At 62.7% G+C, this 14,902-nt stretch carries 19 protein-coding genes; 8 read left to right on the top strand and 11 right to left on the bottom strand.

Annotated features, from left to right (window positions below; translation table 11 throughout):
* Positions 1–87: 87 nt before the first annotated feature.
* From ECTOBSL9_RS09470 to ECTOBSL9_RS09445, 6 genes are all read right to left on the bottom strand, one after another.
* Positions 88–375, bottom strand: coding sequence for a hypothetical protein (locus ECTOBSL9_RS09470; protein ID WP_063464831.1), 288 nt, complete (start codon positions 373–375; stop codon positions 88–90).
* A 162-nt stretch (positions 376–537) separates the two neighbouring features.
* Positions 538–1,902, bottom strand: coding sequence for a peptidoglycan DD-metalloendopeptidase family protein (locus ECTOBSL9_RS09465; protein ID WP_156500192.1), 1,365 nt, complete (start codon positions 1,900–1,902; stop codon positions 538–540).
* A 582-nt stretch (positions 1,903–2,484) separates the two neighbouring features.
* Positions 2,485–3,231 (bottom strand): acetoacetyl-CoA reductase, encoded by a 747-nt coding sequence (phbB, locus tag ECTOBSL9_RS09460; RefSeq protein WP_025282522.1) that lies wholly within the window; start codon positions 3,229–3,231, stop codon positions 2,485–2,487.
* A 56-nt stretch (positions 3,232–3,287) separates the two neighbouring features.
* Positions 3,288–3,656, bottom strand: a complete 369-nt coding sequence (locus ECTOBSL9_RS09455) for a phasin family protein (protein WP_063464829.1) — start codon at positions 3,654–3,656, stop codon at positions 3,288–3,290.
* Between the two features lie 134 nt (positions 3,657–3,790).
* The gene (phaR, locus tag ECTOBSL9_RS09450; RefSeq protein ID WP_063464828.1) at positions 3,791–4,351 is read right to left on the bottom strand and encodes a polyhydroxyalkanoate synthesis repressor PhaR; all 561 of its coding nucleotides are present in this window, start codon (positions 4,349–4,351) and stop codon (positions 3,791–3,793) included.
* 120 nt (positions 4,352–4,471) lie between these two features.
* Positions 4,472–5,659, bottom strand: a complete 1,188-nt coding sequence (locus tag ECTOBSL9_RS09445) for an acetyl-CoA C-acetyltransferase (protein WP_063464827.1) — start codon at positions 5,657–5,659, stop codon at positions 4,472–4,474.
* 322 nt (positions 5,660–5,981) lie between these two features.
* On the opposite strand from ECTOBSL9_RS09445, the gene phaE reads away from it, so the two are divergent.
* Both phaE and ECTOBSL9_RS09435 read left to right on the top strand, forming a co-directional pair.
* Complete coding sequence (phaE, locus tag ECTOBSL9_RS09440) at positions 5,982–7,178, top strand: class III poly(R)-hydroxyalkanoic acid synthase subunit PhaE (RefSeq protein WP_063464826.1); 1,197 nt, start codon at positions 5,982–5,984, stop codon at positions 7,176–7,178.
* 14 nt (positions 7,179–7,192) lie between these two features.
* Positions 7,193–8,266 carry a class III poly(R)-hydroxyalkanoic acid synthase subunit PhaC gene (locus tag ECTOBSL9_RS09435; RefSeq protein WP_063464825.1) on the top strand — a complete coding sequence of 358 codons (1,074 nt, stop codon included), beginning with the start codon at positions 7,193–7,195 and terminating at the stop codon, positions 8,264–8,266.
* Between the two features lie 49 nt (positions 8,267–8,315).
* On the opposite strand, the gene ECTOBSL9_RS09430 is transcribed toward ECTOBSL9_RS09435, so the two are convergent.
* On the bottom strand, positions 8,316–8,726 hold the full coding sequence (locus ECTOBSL9_RS09430) for an NUDIX hydrolase (protein ID WP_063464824.1): 411 nt from the start codon (positions 8,724–8,726) through the stop codon (positions 8,316–8,318).
* Between the two features lie 7 nt (positions 8,727–8,733).
* Complete coding sequence (locus ECTOBSL9_RS09425; protein ID WP_063464823.1) at positions 8,734–9,126, bottom strand: RNA-binding S4 domain-containing protein; 393 nt, start codon at positions 9,124–9,126, stop codon at positions 8,734–8,736.
* A gap of 50 nt (positions 9,127–9,176) precedes the next feature.
* On the opposite strand from ECTOBSL9_RS09425, the gene ECTOBSL9_RS09420 reads away from it, so the two are divergent.
* On the top strand, positions 9,177–9,857 hold the full coding sequence (locus ECTOBSL9_RS09420; RefSeq protein ID WP_205632037.1) for a glutathione S-transferase family protein: 681 nt from the start codon (positions 9,177–9,179) through the stop codon (positions 9,855–9,857).
* A 4-nt stretch (positions 9,858–9,861) separates the two neighbouring features.
* Here ECTOBSL9_RS09420 and ECTOBSL9_RS09415 read toward each other — a convergent pair whose 3' ends face one another.
* Positions 9,862–10,314: a YcgN family cysteine cluster protein gene (locus tag ECTOBSL9_RS09415; protein WP_063466120.1), complete on the bottom strand. Its 453-nt coding sequence runs from the start codon at positions 10,312–10,314 to the stop codon at positions 9,862–9,864.
* Positions 10,315–10,322: 8 nt separating this feature from the next.
* On the bottom strand, positions 10,323–11,003 hold the full coding sequence (locus tag ECTOBSL9_RS09410) for a hypothetical protein (protein WP_063464822.1): 681 nt from the start codon (positions 11,001–11,003) through the stop codon (positions 10,323–10,325).
* Between the two features lie 203 nt (positions 11,004–11,206).
* Here ECTOBSL9_RS09410 and ECTOBSL9_RS09405 point away from each other — a divergent pair, with 203 nt between their 5' ends.
* From ECTOBSL9_RS09405 to ECTOBSL9_RS09385, 5 genes are all read left to right on the top strand, one after another.
* Complete coding sequence (locus tag ECTOBSL9_RS09405) at positions 11,207–11,443, top strand: hypothetical protein (RefSeq protein WP_063464821.1); 237 nt, start codon at positions 11,207–11,209, stop codon at positions 11,441–11,443.
* A 16-nt stretch (positions 11,444–11,459) separates the two neighbouring features.
* Positions 11,460–11,981 carry a hypothetical protein gene (locus tag ECTOBSL9_RS09400; protein WP_156500085.1) on the top strand — a complete coding sequence of 174 codons (522 nt, stop codon included), beginning with the start codon at positions 11,460–11,462 and terminating at the stop codon, positions 11,979–11,981.
* A 110-nt stretch (positions 11,982–12,091) separates the two neighbouring features.
* Positions 12,092–12,475 carry a Co2+/Mg2+ efflux protein ApaG gene (gene apaG, locus ECTOBSL9_RS09395; protein WP_063464819.1) on the top strand — a complete coding sequence of 128 codons (384 nt, stop codon included), beginning with the start codon at positions 12,092–12,094 and terminating at the stop codon, positions 12,473–12,475.
* 78 nt (positions 12,476–12,553) lie between these two features.
* Positions 12,554–13,216: a class I SAM-dependent methyltransferase gene (locus tag ECTOBSL9_RS09390; RefSeq protein ID WP_205631956.1), complete on the top strand. Its 663-nt coding sequence runs from the start codon at positions 12,554–12,556 to the stop codon at positions 13,214–13,216.
* Entirely contained in the window at positions 13,216–14,046 is an 831-nt protein-coding gene (locus ECTOBSL9_RS09385) for a symmetrical bis(5'-nucleosyl)-tetraphosphatase (RefSeq protein ID WP_063464818.1), read from the top strand. The genes ECTOBSL9_RS09390 and ECTOBSL9_RS09385 overlap by 1 nt, the downstream gene beginning before the upstream one ends.
* A 9-nt stretch (positions 14,047–14,055) precedes the next feature.
* On the opposite strand, the gene ECTOBSL9_RS09380 is transcribed toward ECTOBSL9_RS09385, so the two are convergent.
* Positions 14,056–14,859: a 1-acyl-sn-glycerol-3-phosphate acyltransferase gene (locus ECTOBSL9_RS09380; protein ID WP_082829845.1), complete on the bottom strand. Its 804-nt coding sequence runs from the start codon at positions 14,857–14,859 to the stop codon at positions 14,056–14,058.
* Positions 14,860–14,902 lie beyond the last annotated feature (43 nt).

Here is a 14,902-nt window from a genome sequence, read left to right as displayed (position 1 = left end):
TAGCCAGGCGCTGAACCGGGGGGCTGGCTAACCCCTCTCCCGCTGGCGGGAGAGGGGTTGGGGTGAGGGTGGTGAGAGAAAACACCCTTACTTGAAGCGATTCACGGCATCCTTGAAGGCCTTGCTCATGCTGTCCCAGGCCGACTCCATGCCCTCCCGCATGCGATCCCAGGCGTCCTCGCTGGCGTCCTGCATCTCACGCAGCTTCTGCTTGCCCTCTTCCCGCTGCTTTTTGAGTTCTTCGATCTGATCCTTGTACTTCAGCTTGGCATCTGCTTCGGCCTGATCGGCCTTGGCAGACAGCTTGTCGATTTCGGCCTGCCATTCATCCAGCTTGGCCTGCATCTTCTGAACCCACTCGTCACGTTCACTCATCCTGTGTCCCTCCGATCAGGTTTGAATTGAACATCCGGACTCGGCGGGCGAAAGGATTCCCGATCCCCGCGTTCGTCCTGATCAGGAACATAGGGGCGTGGCCGCAGGGGTGTCAAGCACCGTCACGCCCACGCAATAGAGCCGTGACGGAGCCCAGGCCCTCTACATGGCCATATCGGAAAAGGGGGTCATGGCCACTCTGCGGGTTTCGCCGGATTGCTTCACCTCGGCCAGCAGGGTACTGCTGATTTCCTTGAAGCGCTTGAGTTCCTCTCCGGTCAGCGAATCACTCTCTGGCAGCTCGGCGCGCATGGCATCCACCGGGCGCCCGTTCACATGCAACTCATAGTGCAGATGCGGCCCGGTGCTGCGGCCCGTGTTACCGGAGAGGGCAATGCGATCGCCGCGCTCCACGGTCTGACCGGGCCGCACCAGGGAGCGGCTCAGGTGCAGGTAACGGGTGGTATATCCCTGCCCGTGCTCAATGACCAGGAAACGCCCGGCCACGGGATGACTGTCCACGCGGGTCACTCGCCCGTCAGCCGGAGCCAGGATGGGCGTGCCGATGGGCATGGCGAAGTCGGTGCCATGGTGGGGTGCCACGCGACCGGTCACGGGATGCCGACGGCGGGTGTCGAAGGGCGAACTGATCCGATAATTGCCTGCGAAGGGACGGCGGTCGAACGGTGGCAACAACCCTTCGCCATCCGGGGTGTAGAAGCGGCCATTGGTATGCCGAGCCGCCGTGGTGTTCAGCTGCTCCCCCTGGTAATCAAAGGCCAGCAGGCGCAGTTGATGGGGCTCATCCTCACCCGGGAGCATTTCCTGTTCAACCAGCAGAGTGAAGGTATCGCCCGTGCGGGCGCGGGCGCGCACCGGCAGGTGTCGATCCAGCAATACCGCCAGCGCGCCAGCGGCCCGCCCGGACAGTTCCTGGCGCTGCGCCAGCGCGGCGGAGATGCTGCCGTCCACCCGGGCGGTAATCACCAGATGGCTGATTTCGCCCTGATTTTCAACCGTATCTCGGGTGAAGTCCCAGCCATCTTCCTCCCGTTGCCACTCGGTACCCTCGGTACGGGATGTCCAGATGCGCAGGCGGGTGAGATAACCCTCCTCATCGGTTTGCCACTCCACGCGCTGACCGTCACGCACCCGGTTCAGGACTCGTGCATTGTCCTTGTCGTTGAGCAGACGATACAGGGTGGCCCGAGGCAGATCCCAGTCATTCGTCCAGAGTGCGGAGAGTCGATCCCCGCGCCGCACCGTGTATTCGTTCCATTCCGATCGTTCACCCTCTGCCGCTTCCAGCTCGAAGGACTCGTACGAGGTCGGGTTCTCTGGCGCACCCATGTCTGTACGGATGTCATCCTGCTGGATCATGGCCGTCTGCTGCGCACGTGCGGGATTATCCAGAGAACCGGAGGGTCTGTGCAGGGCTGCCTGGTCACGGGACGAACCGGCCACGGCCACCTGGGCGTGCGCACCGGCGCCCGCACCTTCCACGGGCAGCGCCAGGGATTGGACCATGCGCGCGGACGTGTCTGAGTCGTCCACACCGAACCCGGAGAGAATCTTGGGGTAGATCGCAGTGATGATGAGGCCGACGGCCAGCGCGGCCATGACGGTCTTGAAGCTCGGCGCCTTCAGACGCGATTTGGCAAACGGCATGGTGCCCCCGTTGTTCTTGGAATCAACCGTCTGGGGCCCACTTCCGGCAGCCGAACACACCGCCCCGGGCAGATCCCGACCGGAACCGCACCACCATGGCCTGACTCTTTTTGGCTGCCACGTGGGTGAGCAGTCAAATACCCCAAGACAGGCCGGAGAATAACACTAAGGCCCCGCGAATGAGAATAATGATCCTCAAATCAATTGCGACCAAAACCTTTTTATCAGACGACTTTCACTTTTTTGAACAAAGTTTTTCAGGTAAATGCGGCGCAGGAAGGGGAAAATTGCTCAGCACCCACCCACCGTCTCACCGGGAGCAGGGCCTTTGGATGCAGAGGGGGAAGGCGGGAGCGGGGGCAACGGACAACGGGCCCCATCAGGGGCCCGTTGCCGAACAGACGGGTCTACGCAGGTCAGCGTCGACCACACAGCACCGGCTTAGAAGGACGTGAACAAACCGCCATTCACCGGGAGATTGGCACCGGTGATGTAGCCGGCGTCCTCGTCACACAGCATGGCCACCGCAAAGGCGATGTCCTTGGTGCTGCCCATGCGACCAGCCGGCACCTGCGCGATGATGGCATTGCGCACATCTTCGGGCATGGCATCCGTCATGGCCGTGGCGGTGTAACCGGGGGACACGGTATTCACGGTCACGCCCTTGGCGGCAGTCTCCTGAGCGACAGCCATGGTAAAGCCGTGCATGCCTGCCTTCGCGGCCGAGTAGTTGGCCTGACCGAACTGACCCTTCTGACCATTGACGGAAGAGATGTTGACGATGCGGCCAAAGCCGCGGGAGGTCATCCCTTCCACCACCTGACGCGTGGTGTTGAAGACGCTGTTCAGGTTGATGTTGATGACGTCCGTCCACTGCTTCTCTTCCATCTTGCGCAGGGTCTTGTCACGGGTGATACCGGCACAATTCACCAGGATATCGATGGGACCGACACGGGACTCCACGTCCTTGACCATCTCGGCGCAGGATTCGAAAGAGGACACATCGCCAGAGGCGATGTCCATCTCGAACCCTTCATCCTTCATCTGCTTCTGCCAGGCTTCTGCCTCGTCCTTCAGGGCAGGCAGGTAGTTGGCTACTACCTTGTGGCCCTGCTGGGCCAGCTTCTTGCAGATTTCGCCACCGATACCACCGGTACCGCCGGTCACTAACGCTACTCGTTTGCTCACGATTTCAGGCTCCTAGGCTTTGGGGTTATGGCCATCAAGGCTGACGGTCACCGTGCTCAGGCAGCCTTCTTGATGCTCGTGGCCTGCTTGACGGTCTCTTCTGCGGACTTCACGGACTCGTCCATCAGCTTGGTCATGGATTCACGAGCCTCATTGAGGACATCGTGGCCATTCTTGTAGCTGGTCATCAGGGTCTGGCTGCAATCGCGGGCCAGATCGGCCTGGCCACTCAGGAGTTCCTGGTAGCCCTTGGCCTTGGAGACCAGTTCAACATTCTTCATGCTCACATCGACCATGGCCGTGGTCAAGTCCAGTTGCTGGGACAGCAGCTTTTCCATGGCCTTCTGGTTGATGTCGTTCACCTTGCGCAGGGTGTCGAACATGGACTGGTTGGCCTTGTTGAAGGTTTCGAACATTTCATTCATGAGATAAGCCTCCTGTTTGCTGAAAGGGGCGCGGGCTGCCTTTGCTGCACCGCGGCATTGCTGCAGTGCAACGTATAACCTCAGATCCCCTTTCCGTCAAGCCCAACACCCCACCTGGGTATCCGATTTGCGGACTACTTCTTGTTCTTCGACCCCGAGGACTTCCCACCCTTGTCTTCAGCCGACACGTCCTCGCCGCCACCCTTGGTGGCCGACTTACCGGAGCCTTGATCCTCTTCCTGCTCCGCCTTGAAGGCTGCCGTATTGAAGAACTGCCCCTGCATGCCCTTCCAGAATTCCAGGTTGCGGCGGGTCATTTCGGCCATGTCCCAGGCGGCCCGCCCACCCAGCACGTCGCGCATCCGCTCATTGAAGTCCCGCTGCTGATCGGCAAAGAACTTCAGGCTGTGATCCAGGTAGTTGGAAAAGGCCCCGTGCACGGCCTCATCGTAAAAGCGTATGAAACGGACCAGCATCTCCGTGGTGAAAAGGGGTTCCCCCCCGGTCTCCTGCTCCGTGATGATCTGGATCAGAATGCCCCGGGTGATGTCGTTGCCCGTCTGGCTGTCGATCACCTTCACCTCAACCCCGCGCCGGACCAGTTGCTGCACGTCGGCCAGGGTGACATAACGGCTCTCTTCCGTGTCGTACAGGCGCCGGTTGGGGTACTTCTTGACTATTCGCGGCTCGTTCACCGGCCTCTCCCATCTACAGATTGGTTTTGCACAAAAAGACGTTGACGGGCGGCACCCGGAAGTACCGCCCGTCGTGGCGGCCAGGCCGCCCTTGAATCAAGGTTGTCAGACGGCCTGGAGTCAGACGCTCTCCACCGCCAGCGCCACACCCTGACCACCGCCGATGCACAGGGTTGCCAGACCCTTCTGGGCACCGGTGCGCTTCATGCCATGCAGCAGGGTGACCAGCACGCGGGCACCGGAGGCGCCGATGGGGTGGCCAATGGCAATGGCGCCACCACTGACGTTCACCTTGGACAGATCCCAACCCATTGTCTTGTTGACGGCAATGGCCTGAGCGGCAAAGGCCTCATTGGCTTCCACCATATCCAGATCCGTGGGCTTCCAGCCAGCCTTTTCCAGACATTGAGTGGCCGCTGGAATGGGGCCGGTGCCCATGATGGCCGGGTCCACCCCCGCCGAGGAGAAGGACACGATGCGCGCCAGCGGGGTGAGGCCCCATTCACGGGCCTTGGATTCAGACATGACGATCACGGCGGCGGCGCCGTCGTTGATGCCGGAGGCATTGCCGGCGGTCACCGTACCGTCGCGACTGAAGGCGGGGCGCAGTTTGCCCAGACCTTCGGCGGTGGTGCCATGCCGGGGAAACTCGTCGGTATCGAAAATCGTGGTTTCACCCCGCTTGCGACCAGGCACCTCCACGGGAATGATCTCATCCTTGAAGTGACCGGCCTTCTGGGCCGCCTCGGCCCGCTGTTGCGACTGAGCGGCAAAGGCGTCCTGCTCCTCGCGGCTGATCTTGAACTCGGTGGCCACGTTCTCGGCCGTGGTGCCCATATGATAGTCATTGAAGGCACACCAAAGGCCATCGCGGATCATGGTGTCCACCATCTTCCAGTCCCCCATCTTGGTGCCCTGACGGGAGTTCGGCAGCACGTGCGGCGATGCGCTCATGTTTTCCTGACCTCCGGCGATGACGACGCCGGCATCACCGCAGCGAATGGCCTGCCAGGCCAGCTGCACCGACTTGAGGCCGCTGCCGCACACCTTGTTGATGGTCATGGCCGGGGAGGTGTACGGGATGCCCGCCTCCACCGCTGCCTGACGGGCAGCGTTCTGGCCCACGCCGGCCTGCAGCACCTGCCCCAGGATGAGCTCATCCACCTGTTCAGGGGACATTCCCGTCCGTTCCAGCAATCCCTTGATGACCAGAGCCCCGAGGGTGGAAGCGGGAATCTTCGCCAGGGAACCATTGAACGTACCGACGGGGGTGCGGGCAGCACCGACGATGACCGTGGAATCAGCCATAAATCCTCCTGCTTTGGAATCGTTATCGAAAAATTCGCAACACGACACACACCGCGTGAGTGAACATCTACAATGTTGTCGTGCACAACAGTTTGTTTATACCAGAACCGGGACGCGCGTGACCAATGAACCCACGATCGGTGCCAGTGGAATTGTTGCAGTGCACAACCAGTATGCTAATCTTGAGCCACCAAGCCGGGTAAGCGTTGGGTTCCTGGCTTTTGCCTTTATGCTTGGCGACTGGCCAATGGTTTCATACACTCGCAAACCCGACCCGCTGGGGCCTTTCCCGGCGATGACAGGATCCACAGGAGAACACTGAATGGCTGATTCGAACCCTTTTGCTCCCGATGAATGGCTGGACGCTCAGCGCAAGTACTGGGACGCCTGGATGGACATGAGCCGCAAGGCCGTGGGCGGCCAGAGCAACCAGCCCAATTGGCCACAGGGGCTGGATCAATGGTGGCAGGTCGCCTCCCAGGGCCTGCCCGGCGGCAATAATCAGATGATGGATCAGATGATGCAGATGAGCCGCAACTACTTCGCCATGGCGGAGAACTTCTACAAGGGCGCCAACGGCCAGACGGATGCCACTCAGGCCGTCACCCAGTGGCTGGACCAGATGACCAGTGCGTTCAAGAACATGGGGCTTGGACAGATGCCCGGCAAGGACGTCAATCCTTTCTGGCAGATGCCCATGGATACCTGGAGCCGCGCCGGCTCCACCTTCATGCCCATGCCGGGCGACTTCATGCAGGCCCTGCGCCCCGCGGCACGTCCGCCCTACGGCGATGTCGTGCAGGAACAGATGGACCGTTTCCTCTCCGTGCCGGGTGTGGGCTACACCCGTGAGTCGCAGGAACAGTATCAGAACCTGGCCAAGCTGATGATGGAGTACCAGCAGGCCATGCAGCAATACCAGCAGGCCTTCGCCAAGGTGGGCATGGACTCGGTGGACCGGTTCCGGGCGCGCCTTGACGACGCCGGCCGCCAGGATACTCCCATCACCTCCATGCGCGCCCTGTACGACGAATGGGTGGATGTGAGCGAAGAGGTCTATGGCGAGTTCGTCATGTCCGAGGAATATGCCAAGGTCTATGGCGACATGGTGAACAGCCTCATGGCCGTAAAGCGCCAGGGCACCCGCCTCATGGACGAGGTCACCGAAAGCCTGAACATGCCCACCCGCCGTGAGGTGAACACCCTGCACCGTCGCCTGCAGGAGAGCCGCCGCGAGATGCATCAGATCAAGTCGGCCCTGCGCGAAATGCAGCACGAAGAGAAGAAGGCCAAGGCCAAAGCCAGCTCCAGCGCCAACCGCAAGCCCTCGTCGACCCGGTCCAGCGCCTCCAAGCCGAGCAGCGCCAGCACCCAGTCCTCGGCAAAGACGGATAGCACCAGCACAGGCAGCTCCAGTGCGGGTAGTTCCGGCGCCAGCAGCAACACCGCCAGCGCATCCTCCGCCGCCAAGACCCCGAGCGCGAGCGCCACCAAGAAAGCCGACGAGCCCAAGAAGTAAAGGAGAGACAGGACATGATCCCGATTCAGATCCGCCCCGATCAGGTGCTGGATGAGATTTCCACGTTCCAGAAGAAACTCACCACCGGCCTGCAGAACCTGGCCGAGGCCGACGACATCCCCAGTGGTGTCACGCCCAAGGAAGCCGTCTATCGCGAAGACAAGCTGACCCTGTACCGTTTCCAGCCCTCCACTTCGAAGGTGCAGAACCCGGTACCGGTGCTGATCGTCTACGCCCTGGTGAACCGCCCTTACATGACCGACCTGCAGGAGAACCGCTCCACGGTTCAGGGCCTGCTGGATGCCGGTATGGATGTGTACCTCATCGACTGGGGCTACCCGGACCGTGCGGACCGGTTCCTGACCATGGACGACTACCTCAACGGCTATGTGGACCGCTGCGTGGACGAGATCCGCTGGCGTCACGGCATCGACAAGGTGAACCTGCTGGGCATCTGCCAGGGCGGCACCTTCAGCCTGTGCTACAGCGCCATGAATCCCGAGAAGGTGCAGAACCTGATCACCATGGTCACCCCGGTGGACTTCCACACCCCGGGCAACATCCTCGCCCACTGGGTGAAGCATGTGGACATCGACACCCTGGTGGACACCATGGGCAACATCCCGGGTGAACTGCTCAACTGGACCTTCCTCAACCTCAAGCCCTACCAGCTGATGGGTCAGAAGTACCTGGACATGGTTGAAGTGCTGCAGGACAAGGACAAGCTGGACAACTTCCTGCGCATGGAGAAGTGGATCTTCGACAGCCCCGACCAGGCCGGCGAGACCTACCGCCAGTTCATCAAGGACTTCTACCAGCAGAACAAGCTGATGAACGGCGGGCTGCACATCGGCGATCACGAGGTGGATCTGGCCAACGTGACCATGCCGGTGCTGAACATCTTCGCCGAGCAGGATCACCTGGTGCCGCCCGACGCCTCCAAGGCTCTGGCCAAGAAGGTGGGCACCAAGGACTACACCGAGCTGTCCTTCCCCGGTGGCCACATCGGCATCTACGTGAGTGGCAAGGCCCAGAAGATGGTGCCCCCGGCCATCGGCAAGTGGGTGGACGAGCGCACCGAGAAGTAAGCAGGCAGCGCCTGATGAGCGGCAGCACGGGCAACACCCACGCGACCGCTCAGGTTGCTCTCCGAGCCAGGTAATCAGCCAGGATGCGAGCATGATCGAAGGCCAGCGGCACCCCCGGTGCCGCTGGATCCACCCACCTGACCGCCGCTGCGTCGTCGGCCGCCTCGGGCTCGCCCCGGGCACTGGCCAGATAGACGGCACTGACCGTATGCCCCCTGGGGTCCCGCCCGGGATCCGAATACAGTCCCAGCAACCCCTCCAGACTCACCTCAAGGCCTGTTTCCTCCAGGGCCTCGCGGACGGCTGCCTGCTCCACGGTTTCCCCCACATCCACAAAGCCCCCGGGCAAGGCCCAGCCATGGGGTGGATGACGACGCTCGATCAACAGGACATGGGCGTCACCTGGTTCGCGACGAATGATCACATCGGCGGCAATCAGCGGTGTGACGGGTCTGGGCATGGTGATCTCAGTCCTTGCCGATGAAACGGCGGATATGGCGACGATCCCGGCGGTCCGGGCGGTGATCGGTGTGGGGCGTGGCCAGACGCGCCAGACGCCGGGCCTCGGCCTCCTGCTCCCGGGTGGTCCGCCCTTCCGGGGTTTCTTCATACAACTGTTGTGCCTCGGCGGCCGGGCGACGCTTGTCATTGAGTCCCAGCACGTCCACGAGCCAGGTCTCCCCCGAGCGGTTGATGCGCAGGCGATCCCCCACACGCACGCTGCGGGAGGGTTTCACGCGATCCCCATTCACATGCACCCGCCCGCCACTGACCGCCTCGGCGGCCAGGGAACGCGTCTTGAAGAAACGTGCTGCCCAGAGCCATTTATCCAGGCGCACTGAAGTTGCGGGTTCGTTCATGGATTCACCTTTGCGACTGCTAGACTGTGATGCCAGACCCCAACCCCGTGTTGCCCATGCCCTTGAAACTCATCAGCTTCGACCTCTGCCCCTTCGTGCAACGCAGCATCATCACCCTGCGATACAAACAGGCCCCCTACGAGATCGAGTACATCGACCTGGAGAGCCCGCCCGCCTGGTTCCTGGAGATCTCCCCCACGGGCAAGGTGCCGGTACTGGAGGTGGACGGCAACACCCATCTGTTCGAGTCGGCCGTGATCAATGAGTATGTGGACGACATCACCCCGCCCAGTCTCAAGCCCGCCGACCCCCTCACGCTGGCCTTCAATCGGGCCTGGATCGAATTTGGCTCCGGCGCCATCATCGACCAGTACCGGATCATGATGGCCGAGACCGAACAGGACATGGAAGACCACCTGGCCTCTGCCCTCGCCGGGCTGCGCCGCCTTGAGGCGCAGTTGGGGGACGGTCCCTGGTTCAATGGCGCCAACTTCTCCCTGGTGGACGCCGCCTTCGCCCCGCTGCTGATGCGTTACCGCCTGATGAACGCCCGCGAGCCCCTGTTCGAGGAGGACGAGTTCCCCCGCCTCAAGGCCTGGGGCGAGCAGTTGCTGGCCCTGGATGCCGTCACCGGCTCGGTGCCTTCCGATTTCCCCCAACGGCTCAGCGGCTATCTGGCCGGCAAGGACGGCTACGGCCCCAGACGCTTCAGCCACATCCAGGCACCATAACGGCTCAGGCGGGCCAATCGACGATGTGATCCTCCCAGTCGCCGGTCATGGCCTCCTCATCCACAATGCGCCCCCGCACCGAGATCCCGGCGGTGTGCACACTGTCGGGATCCCCGGTGATCAGTGGATGCCACTGGGGCAGGGGCTTCCCTTCCGCCAACCGCCGGTAGGCGCAGGTGTGCGGCAGCCAGGGGATGTGCTTCACCTCCCCGGCGGTGAGCGAGACACAATCGGGCACCTGCCGGGCCCGATGGGCATAATCCCCACAGCGGCACGAATGCGCGTCCAGGAGGCGGCAGGCCACATCCGTGTAGTAGATCTCGTCGGTATCCTCGTCCTGGAGCTTGTGCAGGCAGCAGCGCCCGCAGCCATCACACAGGGCCTCCCATTGCTGCGAGTCCATCGCCTCCAGGCTCAACTCCTCCCAGAAGCGTTGTCCATCCGCCGGCGCGGTCATCACCTTGCTCACGGCAGCGGCCTTTGCAGGGATTCGCCCTCCTCGATGCGTGCACGCAAATCATCGAAATGCCTGGGGGAGATGAAATGCAGGGTATCCCGCCCCCGGCGCACCAGCAGGATGGCCACCCCCTTATCGGGATACAGGTAATACTGGCGCCCATCGTCCATGAGCAGCTTCTGCGGCTCCCGGCCAAAGCGCTCCAGCACGGTCTCCTCGTCGTAGCGGGCGCGCGGCACATAGGACAGTTCGGCCACCGGCAACTCCAGGGCCCGACGGGTGTCCTGCTCCGAGAGCTCCAGTCGACGCGCGCCACTGGGCATGGGCTTGTCGTTCACTGAACGCGCGACCATGGCGTCCAGGGTGTCCTCATCCGCCTGCAGGCGCGCCAGCAGATTGGTCTCGAAGGGGCCCAGCTTCACCGAACCGAAATAGGCCTCCAGACGCCGGTCGCCACTGGGGGAGACAAAGAGCCCCAGACTGGGAAACAGTCTGAGACGGTCGCGCAATTCATTCAGTGGTGTCTGTTCCAGCGTCACGCCAAACACCCGCGAATCGCCCCCATCCAGGACTTCCACGTTCCACGGCAACTCATCCTCGCTGGGCTGGGGCGGCGGCCCCGTCAACAGCATGGACAGGCCGAAAAAGGGGATGGCCAGGGCCAGGAAAATCAGGATCTTTCTAAGCATGGGGGGTTAACCGATGGTCAGGGAGAAAACACAGTGGGCTAGATTATCACCCCCAACCAGGGAACGCAGCGGCCCCCATCCCGGTCACACCACAACAAGCCCCAACGGCAGCACTTTACCGCCCGACGGGCTGCATGGGCGCTGGGTATATTCTATACTTGGTAGTAAGCGTCGATGTAAATGTACATGTACCCGAGGAGGCCATGACCGTCTCAATCACATCCGGTTACGCACTGTCGGGCATTCAGTCCGGCATGCAGGGGTTGCGCAGCAATGCAGCCGAGATCGCCAGCGCCGACAATCTGAACGGCCAGGGCACTCGGGGTATCGCACAGCCTCTGGTGGAGCAGCGCCTGAACGCCAATCAGGTGGAGGCTTCCGCCAAGGTCCTGCAGACGGAAAACCAGATGCTTGGCACACTGATTGATATGAAGGTCTAGGCAAAAGGTGGAAACCATGAACGTCAACATGCCCGCATTCAACCCGGTGATGCCCGCCACCACCAACGCGGTGATGCCGACCCCCACCGACCGCCTGGAGGGCGGCGGCACCGCCGTGGAGATGGAAACCGTCCGCCCTGTCTCGGACGCCCGGCAAACCGAACAGGGGAACCCCAACCCGGGTCAGAACACGCCCCAGAATCCTCCCGAGGGCGCCGATAATCAGGCCGCGGTCGGGCGCAGCGATGCCGAGCTTGCAGCTCAGGCCCGCCTGGAGGCGGCTCCTCGCGAAGGCACCCCGACACCTCAGGGTTTCGGGGTGGATCAGGCCAGCCTGAGCCAGGTGGCTGCCAACGAAACACCTCAGGCTCAGTTCAGTGAGATTCAGGGCGACCAACGGGGCCCGGACAACGCGGCTGGCCGACCCGACACTGAACAGATGGCCTCACGGCAACAGCAGGATGATTTGCAGAGAGCTTTCGATGTGGCCAGCACTCAGGCCCAGGGAGCCCAGAGCACCGTGAACGAAATGGTCTGACGGACACCCTCCCCGGCTGGACCGATGGCCGCCCCCCGCACATGCGGGTGGCGGCTTTTTTTGTGATACCTTGGGACATCCCCAATCCAGGCTGGAGGCTTCCCCGTACCATGCCGGCAAGCAGCGAACACCCGATCCGGGTCGATGTAAAGAGCACCTATGTGGAATCCCAGTCCGACCCCATGCACGGGCGGTTTGTCTTCGCCTACACCGTGACCATCCAAAACCAGGGCCAACAGCCCGCCAAGCTGATCAGCCGCCACTGGATCATCCACGATTCCAACGGCAAGGTGCAGGAGGTCCGCGGAGAGGGCGTCGTCGGTGAACAACCCCACCTGCAACCGGGCCAGGGCTTCAAATATACCAGCGGCGCCATGATCGAGACGCCGGTGGGCACCATGCAGGGCAGTTACCGGATGGTTGGGGACGATGGCGTGGAGTTCGATGCCCCTATCCCCTCCTTCACCCTGTCGGTGCCTCGCGTACTGCACTGACTCTTGACCCTACTTTAGACAGGGAGATTCACCAGGACTACAATCGGCAAGGTCAAACCCCAACCACAGGCAATCCGCATGCGCATTCCATACACCATCTGGGCACCCATCTACGATCGCGTTGTCGAAAAACCCACTCTCAACGCCAGGCGGCGCAGTCTGGAAAGACTAGGCAACGTGGAGGGTCAAACCATCCTGATTGCCGGCCTGGGCACGGGCCTGGACCTGCCGCACCTGCCCCAGGGGGCCGATTACCATGGCCTCGACCTGACACCCGCCATGCTGAAAAAGGCCGAGGAACGCGCCGCCAACCTGAATCTCTCCATCAACATGCGTCAGGGCAATGCCATGGACCTGCCCTACGAGGATGAAAGCTTCGACGTGGTGATCCTGCACACCATCCTGGCCGTGGTTTCCAAGCCCCATCTGGCCCTGGCCGAGGCCTCCCGGGTGCTCAAGCCTGGCGGCCGCATCCTGATCATGGACAAGTTCCTCAAGCCCGGCGAGAGCGCCCCCTTCCGTCGCCTGCTGGGTCTGGTGTCCGGCCCGGTGGCCTCCCGCACCGACGTGGTCTTCGAGTCCCTGATGAAAAAACGCCAGGAACTCAAGGTCCTGGAAGACAGCCCAGCCATGATGCGCGGCTGGTTCCGGAACATCACCCTGGAAAAACCTGCTGCGCAGGCCACCACCCCCGAGCCGGCACCTGAGCCCGCTACGACCCAGGACAACCCGGCCGCGTAATGGCGCTGTATGCCGTTGGCGACCTGCAGGGCTGTCTTGACCCGCTCAAACGCCTCCTGGACCGGGTTGACTTCGACCCGGCCCAGGACCGGCTCTGGCTGGTGGGTGACCTGGTCAACCGGGGGCCCGAGTCCCTTGCATGCCTGCGTTTCGTGCGCGGCCTGGGCGATGCAGCCGTCAGCGTTCTGGGCAACCATGACCTGCACCTGCTGGCCATCCACGCGGGCCTGCACAAGCCTCGCCGCAAGGATACCGTCCAGTCCATCCTGGACAGCCCGGATCGACACGAACTGATGGAATGGCTACGCCACCGGCCGATCCTCCATCACGACACCTCCGTGGGCTGGACCATGATGCACGCCGGCCTGCCACCCCAATGGGACCTGGACATGGCCCTGGCCTGCGCCGACGAACTCCACCAGGTTTTGCGGGGGCCGGAGCACACCAGACTGCTGCAGCGCATGTATGGCGACCAGCCGGATCGCTGGGATCCCGCCCTCACCGGCTGGTCGCGGCTCAGGTTCATCACCAACAGCTTCACCCGGATGCGCTATTGCACCCGGGATGGCCGCCTGGACATGGACTACAAGGGCGCCCCGGGCAAACAACCTGCGCACCTGGTCCCCTGGCACGCCGTGGAGGATCGTCTTACCCGGGACCGTCGTCTGGTGGTGGGTCACTGGTCCACGCTGGGTTACCGTTTCGAGCACAACGTGCTCTGCCTGGACACCGGCTGCATCTGGGGCGGCAAGATGACCCTGGCACGCCTGGATACCCCGGAGCCGGAAGTCACCCAGCTGCGCTGCCCCACACACCAGGCACCGGGATGATTACCGGGATCACCGGTCGGCACCGTTGCCACCATCCCCCGACAGGGACAACCGCCCGGCCGCTTGCTGCCCGGCCGTGACCACCTCCGCCACCGCCTGCTCCGCCGTGCGCGCCAGCGTTCGCCGATCCGCGCCCTCCACCGGGATCATCGGCTTGAAGACCAGGTCCACTTCCAGTCTTTTCTCCCCCAGCACGCGCCAGGTGTGAGGCACCAGCCTGTCGTTGTTGACAAAGGGCATGGGCGAGTCGCTGCCGTCGGGCAGGGGTCGGTAATACAGCCCCACCGGCTGCACCGGGCACTGCGAGCGCTGTGCGGCAGAGAACAGGCGATAGTGAAACCGGCGCACCGACTCGCCCACCGTCGTGGTCCCCTCCGGAAAGACATGCACGCTCCCGCCCGCCTTCAGGTGGTCGGTCATCTTGTCCGTCACCTCATTGGCGGCCCCGTGCTCCCCGCGACGAATGAACACCGTACCGTTACGCTGCGCCAGCCAGCCGATCACCGGCCAGTGACGCACCTCCGACTTGGAGAGGAATCCGGCGGGCACATGCGCTCCAAGCACCGGAATATCCAGCCAGGACACATGGTTGGACACCGACAACACGGTCTGCGCAGACGGATTGCCCTGCACATGGATACGCAGACCCATGATCCAGCAGAAAACCCGATACCAGACCAGGATGGCACGGCGAAACCGGGGCCGGGGCAGACCCGCCTCATTGGGCCGCCCCAGGGCCAGCGTGATCAGCACGCCAAGCGGCACGTGGAGCAACAGGAGCAGGATGCGGTAGAGTCGTCGGATCAGTCTCATGGGCGGTGCTTCAGTGAGGGTTTATACTGAATCGTACTAAGGA

The sequence above is a fragment of the Ectothiorhodospira sp. BSL-9 genome, assembly GCF_001632845.1.
Classification (GTDB): Bacteria; Pseudomonadota; Gammaproteobacteria; order Ectothiorhodospirales; family Ectothiorhodospiraceae; genus Ectothiorhodospira.
Note: the sequence above shows the minus strand (reverse complement) of the source record. Positions and strands in the feature narration are given on the sequence as shown.

Excerpts from the sequence above, each read along its gene's own strand:
- ECTOBSL9_RS09400 (WP_156500085.1), top strand. The coding sequence starts at position 11,460 with ATGAACGTCAACATGCCCGCATTCAACCCGGTGATGCCCGCCACCACC.
- ECTOBSL9_RS09425 (WP_063464823.1), bottom strand. The coding sequence starts at position 9,126 with ATGAACGAACCCGCAACTTCAGTGCGCCTGGATAAATGGCTCTGGGCA.
- ECTOBSL9_RS09410 (WP_063464822.1), bottom strand. The coding sequence starts at position 11,003 with ATGCTTAGAAAGATCCTGATTTTCCTGGCCCTGGCCATCCCCTTTTTC.
- ECTOBSL9_RS09405 (WP_063464821.1), top strand. The coding sequence starts at position 11,207 with ATGACCGTCTCAATCACATCCGGTTACGCACTGTCGGGCATTCAGTCC.
- ECTOBSL9_RS09380 (WP_082829845.1), bottom strand. The coding sequence starts at position 14,859 with ATGAGACTGATCCGACGACTCTACCGCATCCTGCTCCTGTTGCTCCAC.
- ECTOBSL9_RS09455 (WP_063464829.1), bottom strand. The coding sequence starts at position 3,656 with ATGAATGAAATGTTCGAAACCTTCAACAAGGCCAACCAGTCCATGTTC.
- ECTOBSL9_RS09445 (WP_063464827.1), bottom strand. The coding sequence starts at position 5,659 with ATGGCTGATTCCACGGTCATCGTCGGTGCTGCCCGCACCCCCGTCGGT.
- ECTOBSL9_RS09385 (WP_063464818.1), top strand. The coding sequence starts at position 13,216 with ATGGCGCTGTATGCCGTTGGCGACCTGCAGGGCTGTCTTGACCCGCTC.
- apaG (WP_063464819.1), top strand. The coding sequence starts at position 12,092 with ATGCCGGCAAGCAGCGAACACCCGATCCGGGTCGATGTAAAGAGCACC.
- ECTOBSL9_RS09435 (WP_063464825.1), top strand. The coding sequence starts at position 7,193 with ATGATCCCGATTCAGATCCGCCCCGATCAGGTGCTGGATGAGATTTCC.
- ECTOBSL9_RS09470 (WP_063464831.1), bottom strand. The coding sequence starts at position 375 with ATGAGTGAACGTGACGAGTGGGTTCAGAAGATGCAGGCCAAGCTGGAT.
- ECTOBSL9_RS09390 (WP_205631956.1), top strand. The coding sequence starts at position 12,554 with ATGCGCATTCCATACACCATCTGGGCACCCATCTACGATCGCGTTGTC.
- ECTOBSL9_RS09465 (WP_156500192.1), bottom strand. The coding sequence starts at position 1,902 with ATGGTCCAATCCCTGGCGCTGCCCGTGGAAGGTGCGGGCGCCGGTGCG.
- ECTOBSL9_RS09415 (WP_063466120.1), bottom strand. The coding sequence starts at position 10,314 with ATGACCGCGCCGGCGGATGGACAACGCTTCTGGGAGGAGTTGAGCCTG.
- ECTOBSL9_RS09430 (WP_063464824.1), bottom strand. The coding sequence starts at position 8,726 with ATGCCCAGACCCGTCACACCGCTGATTGCCGCCGATGTGATCATTCGT.
- phaE (WP_063464826.1), top strand. The coding sequence starts at position 5,982 with ATGGCTGATTCGAACCCTTTTGCTCCCGATGAATGGCTGGACGCTCAG.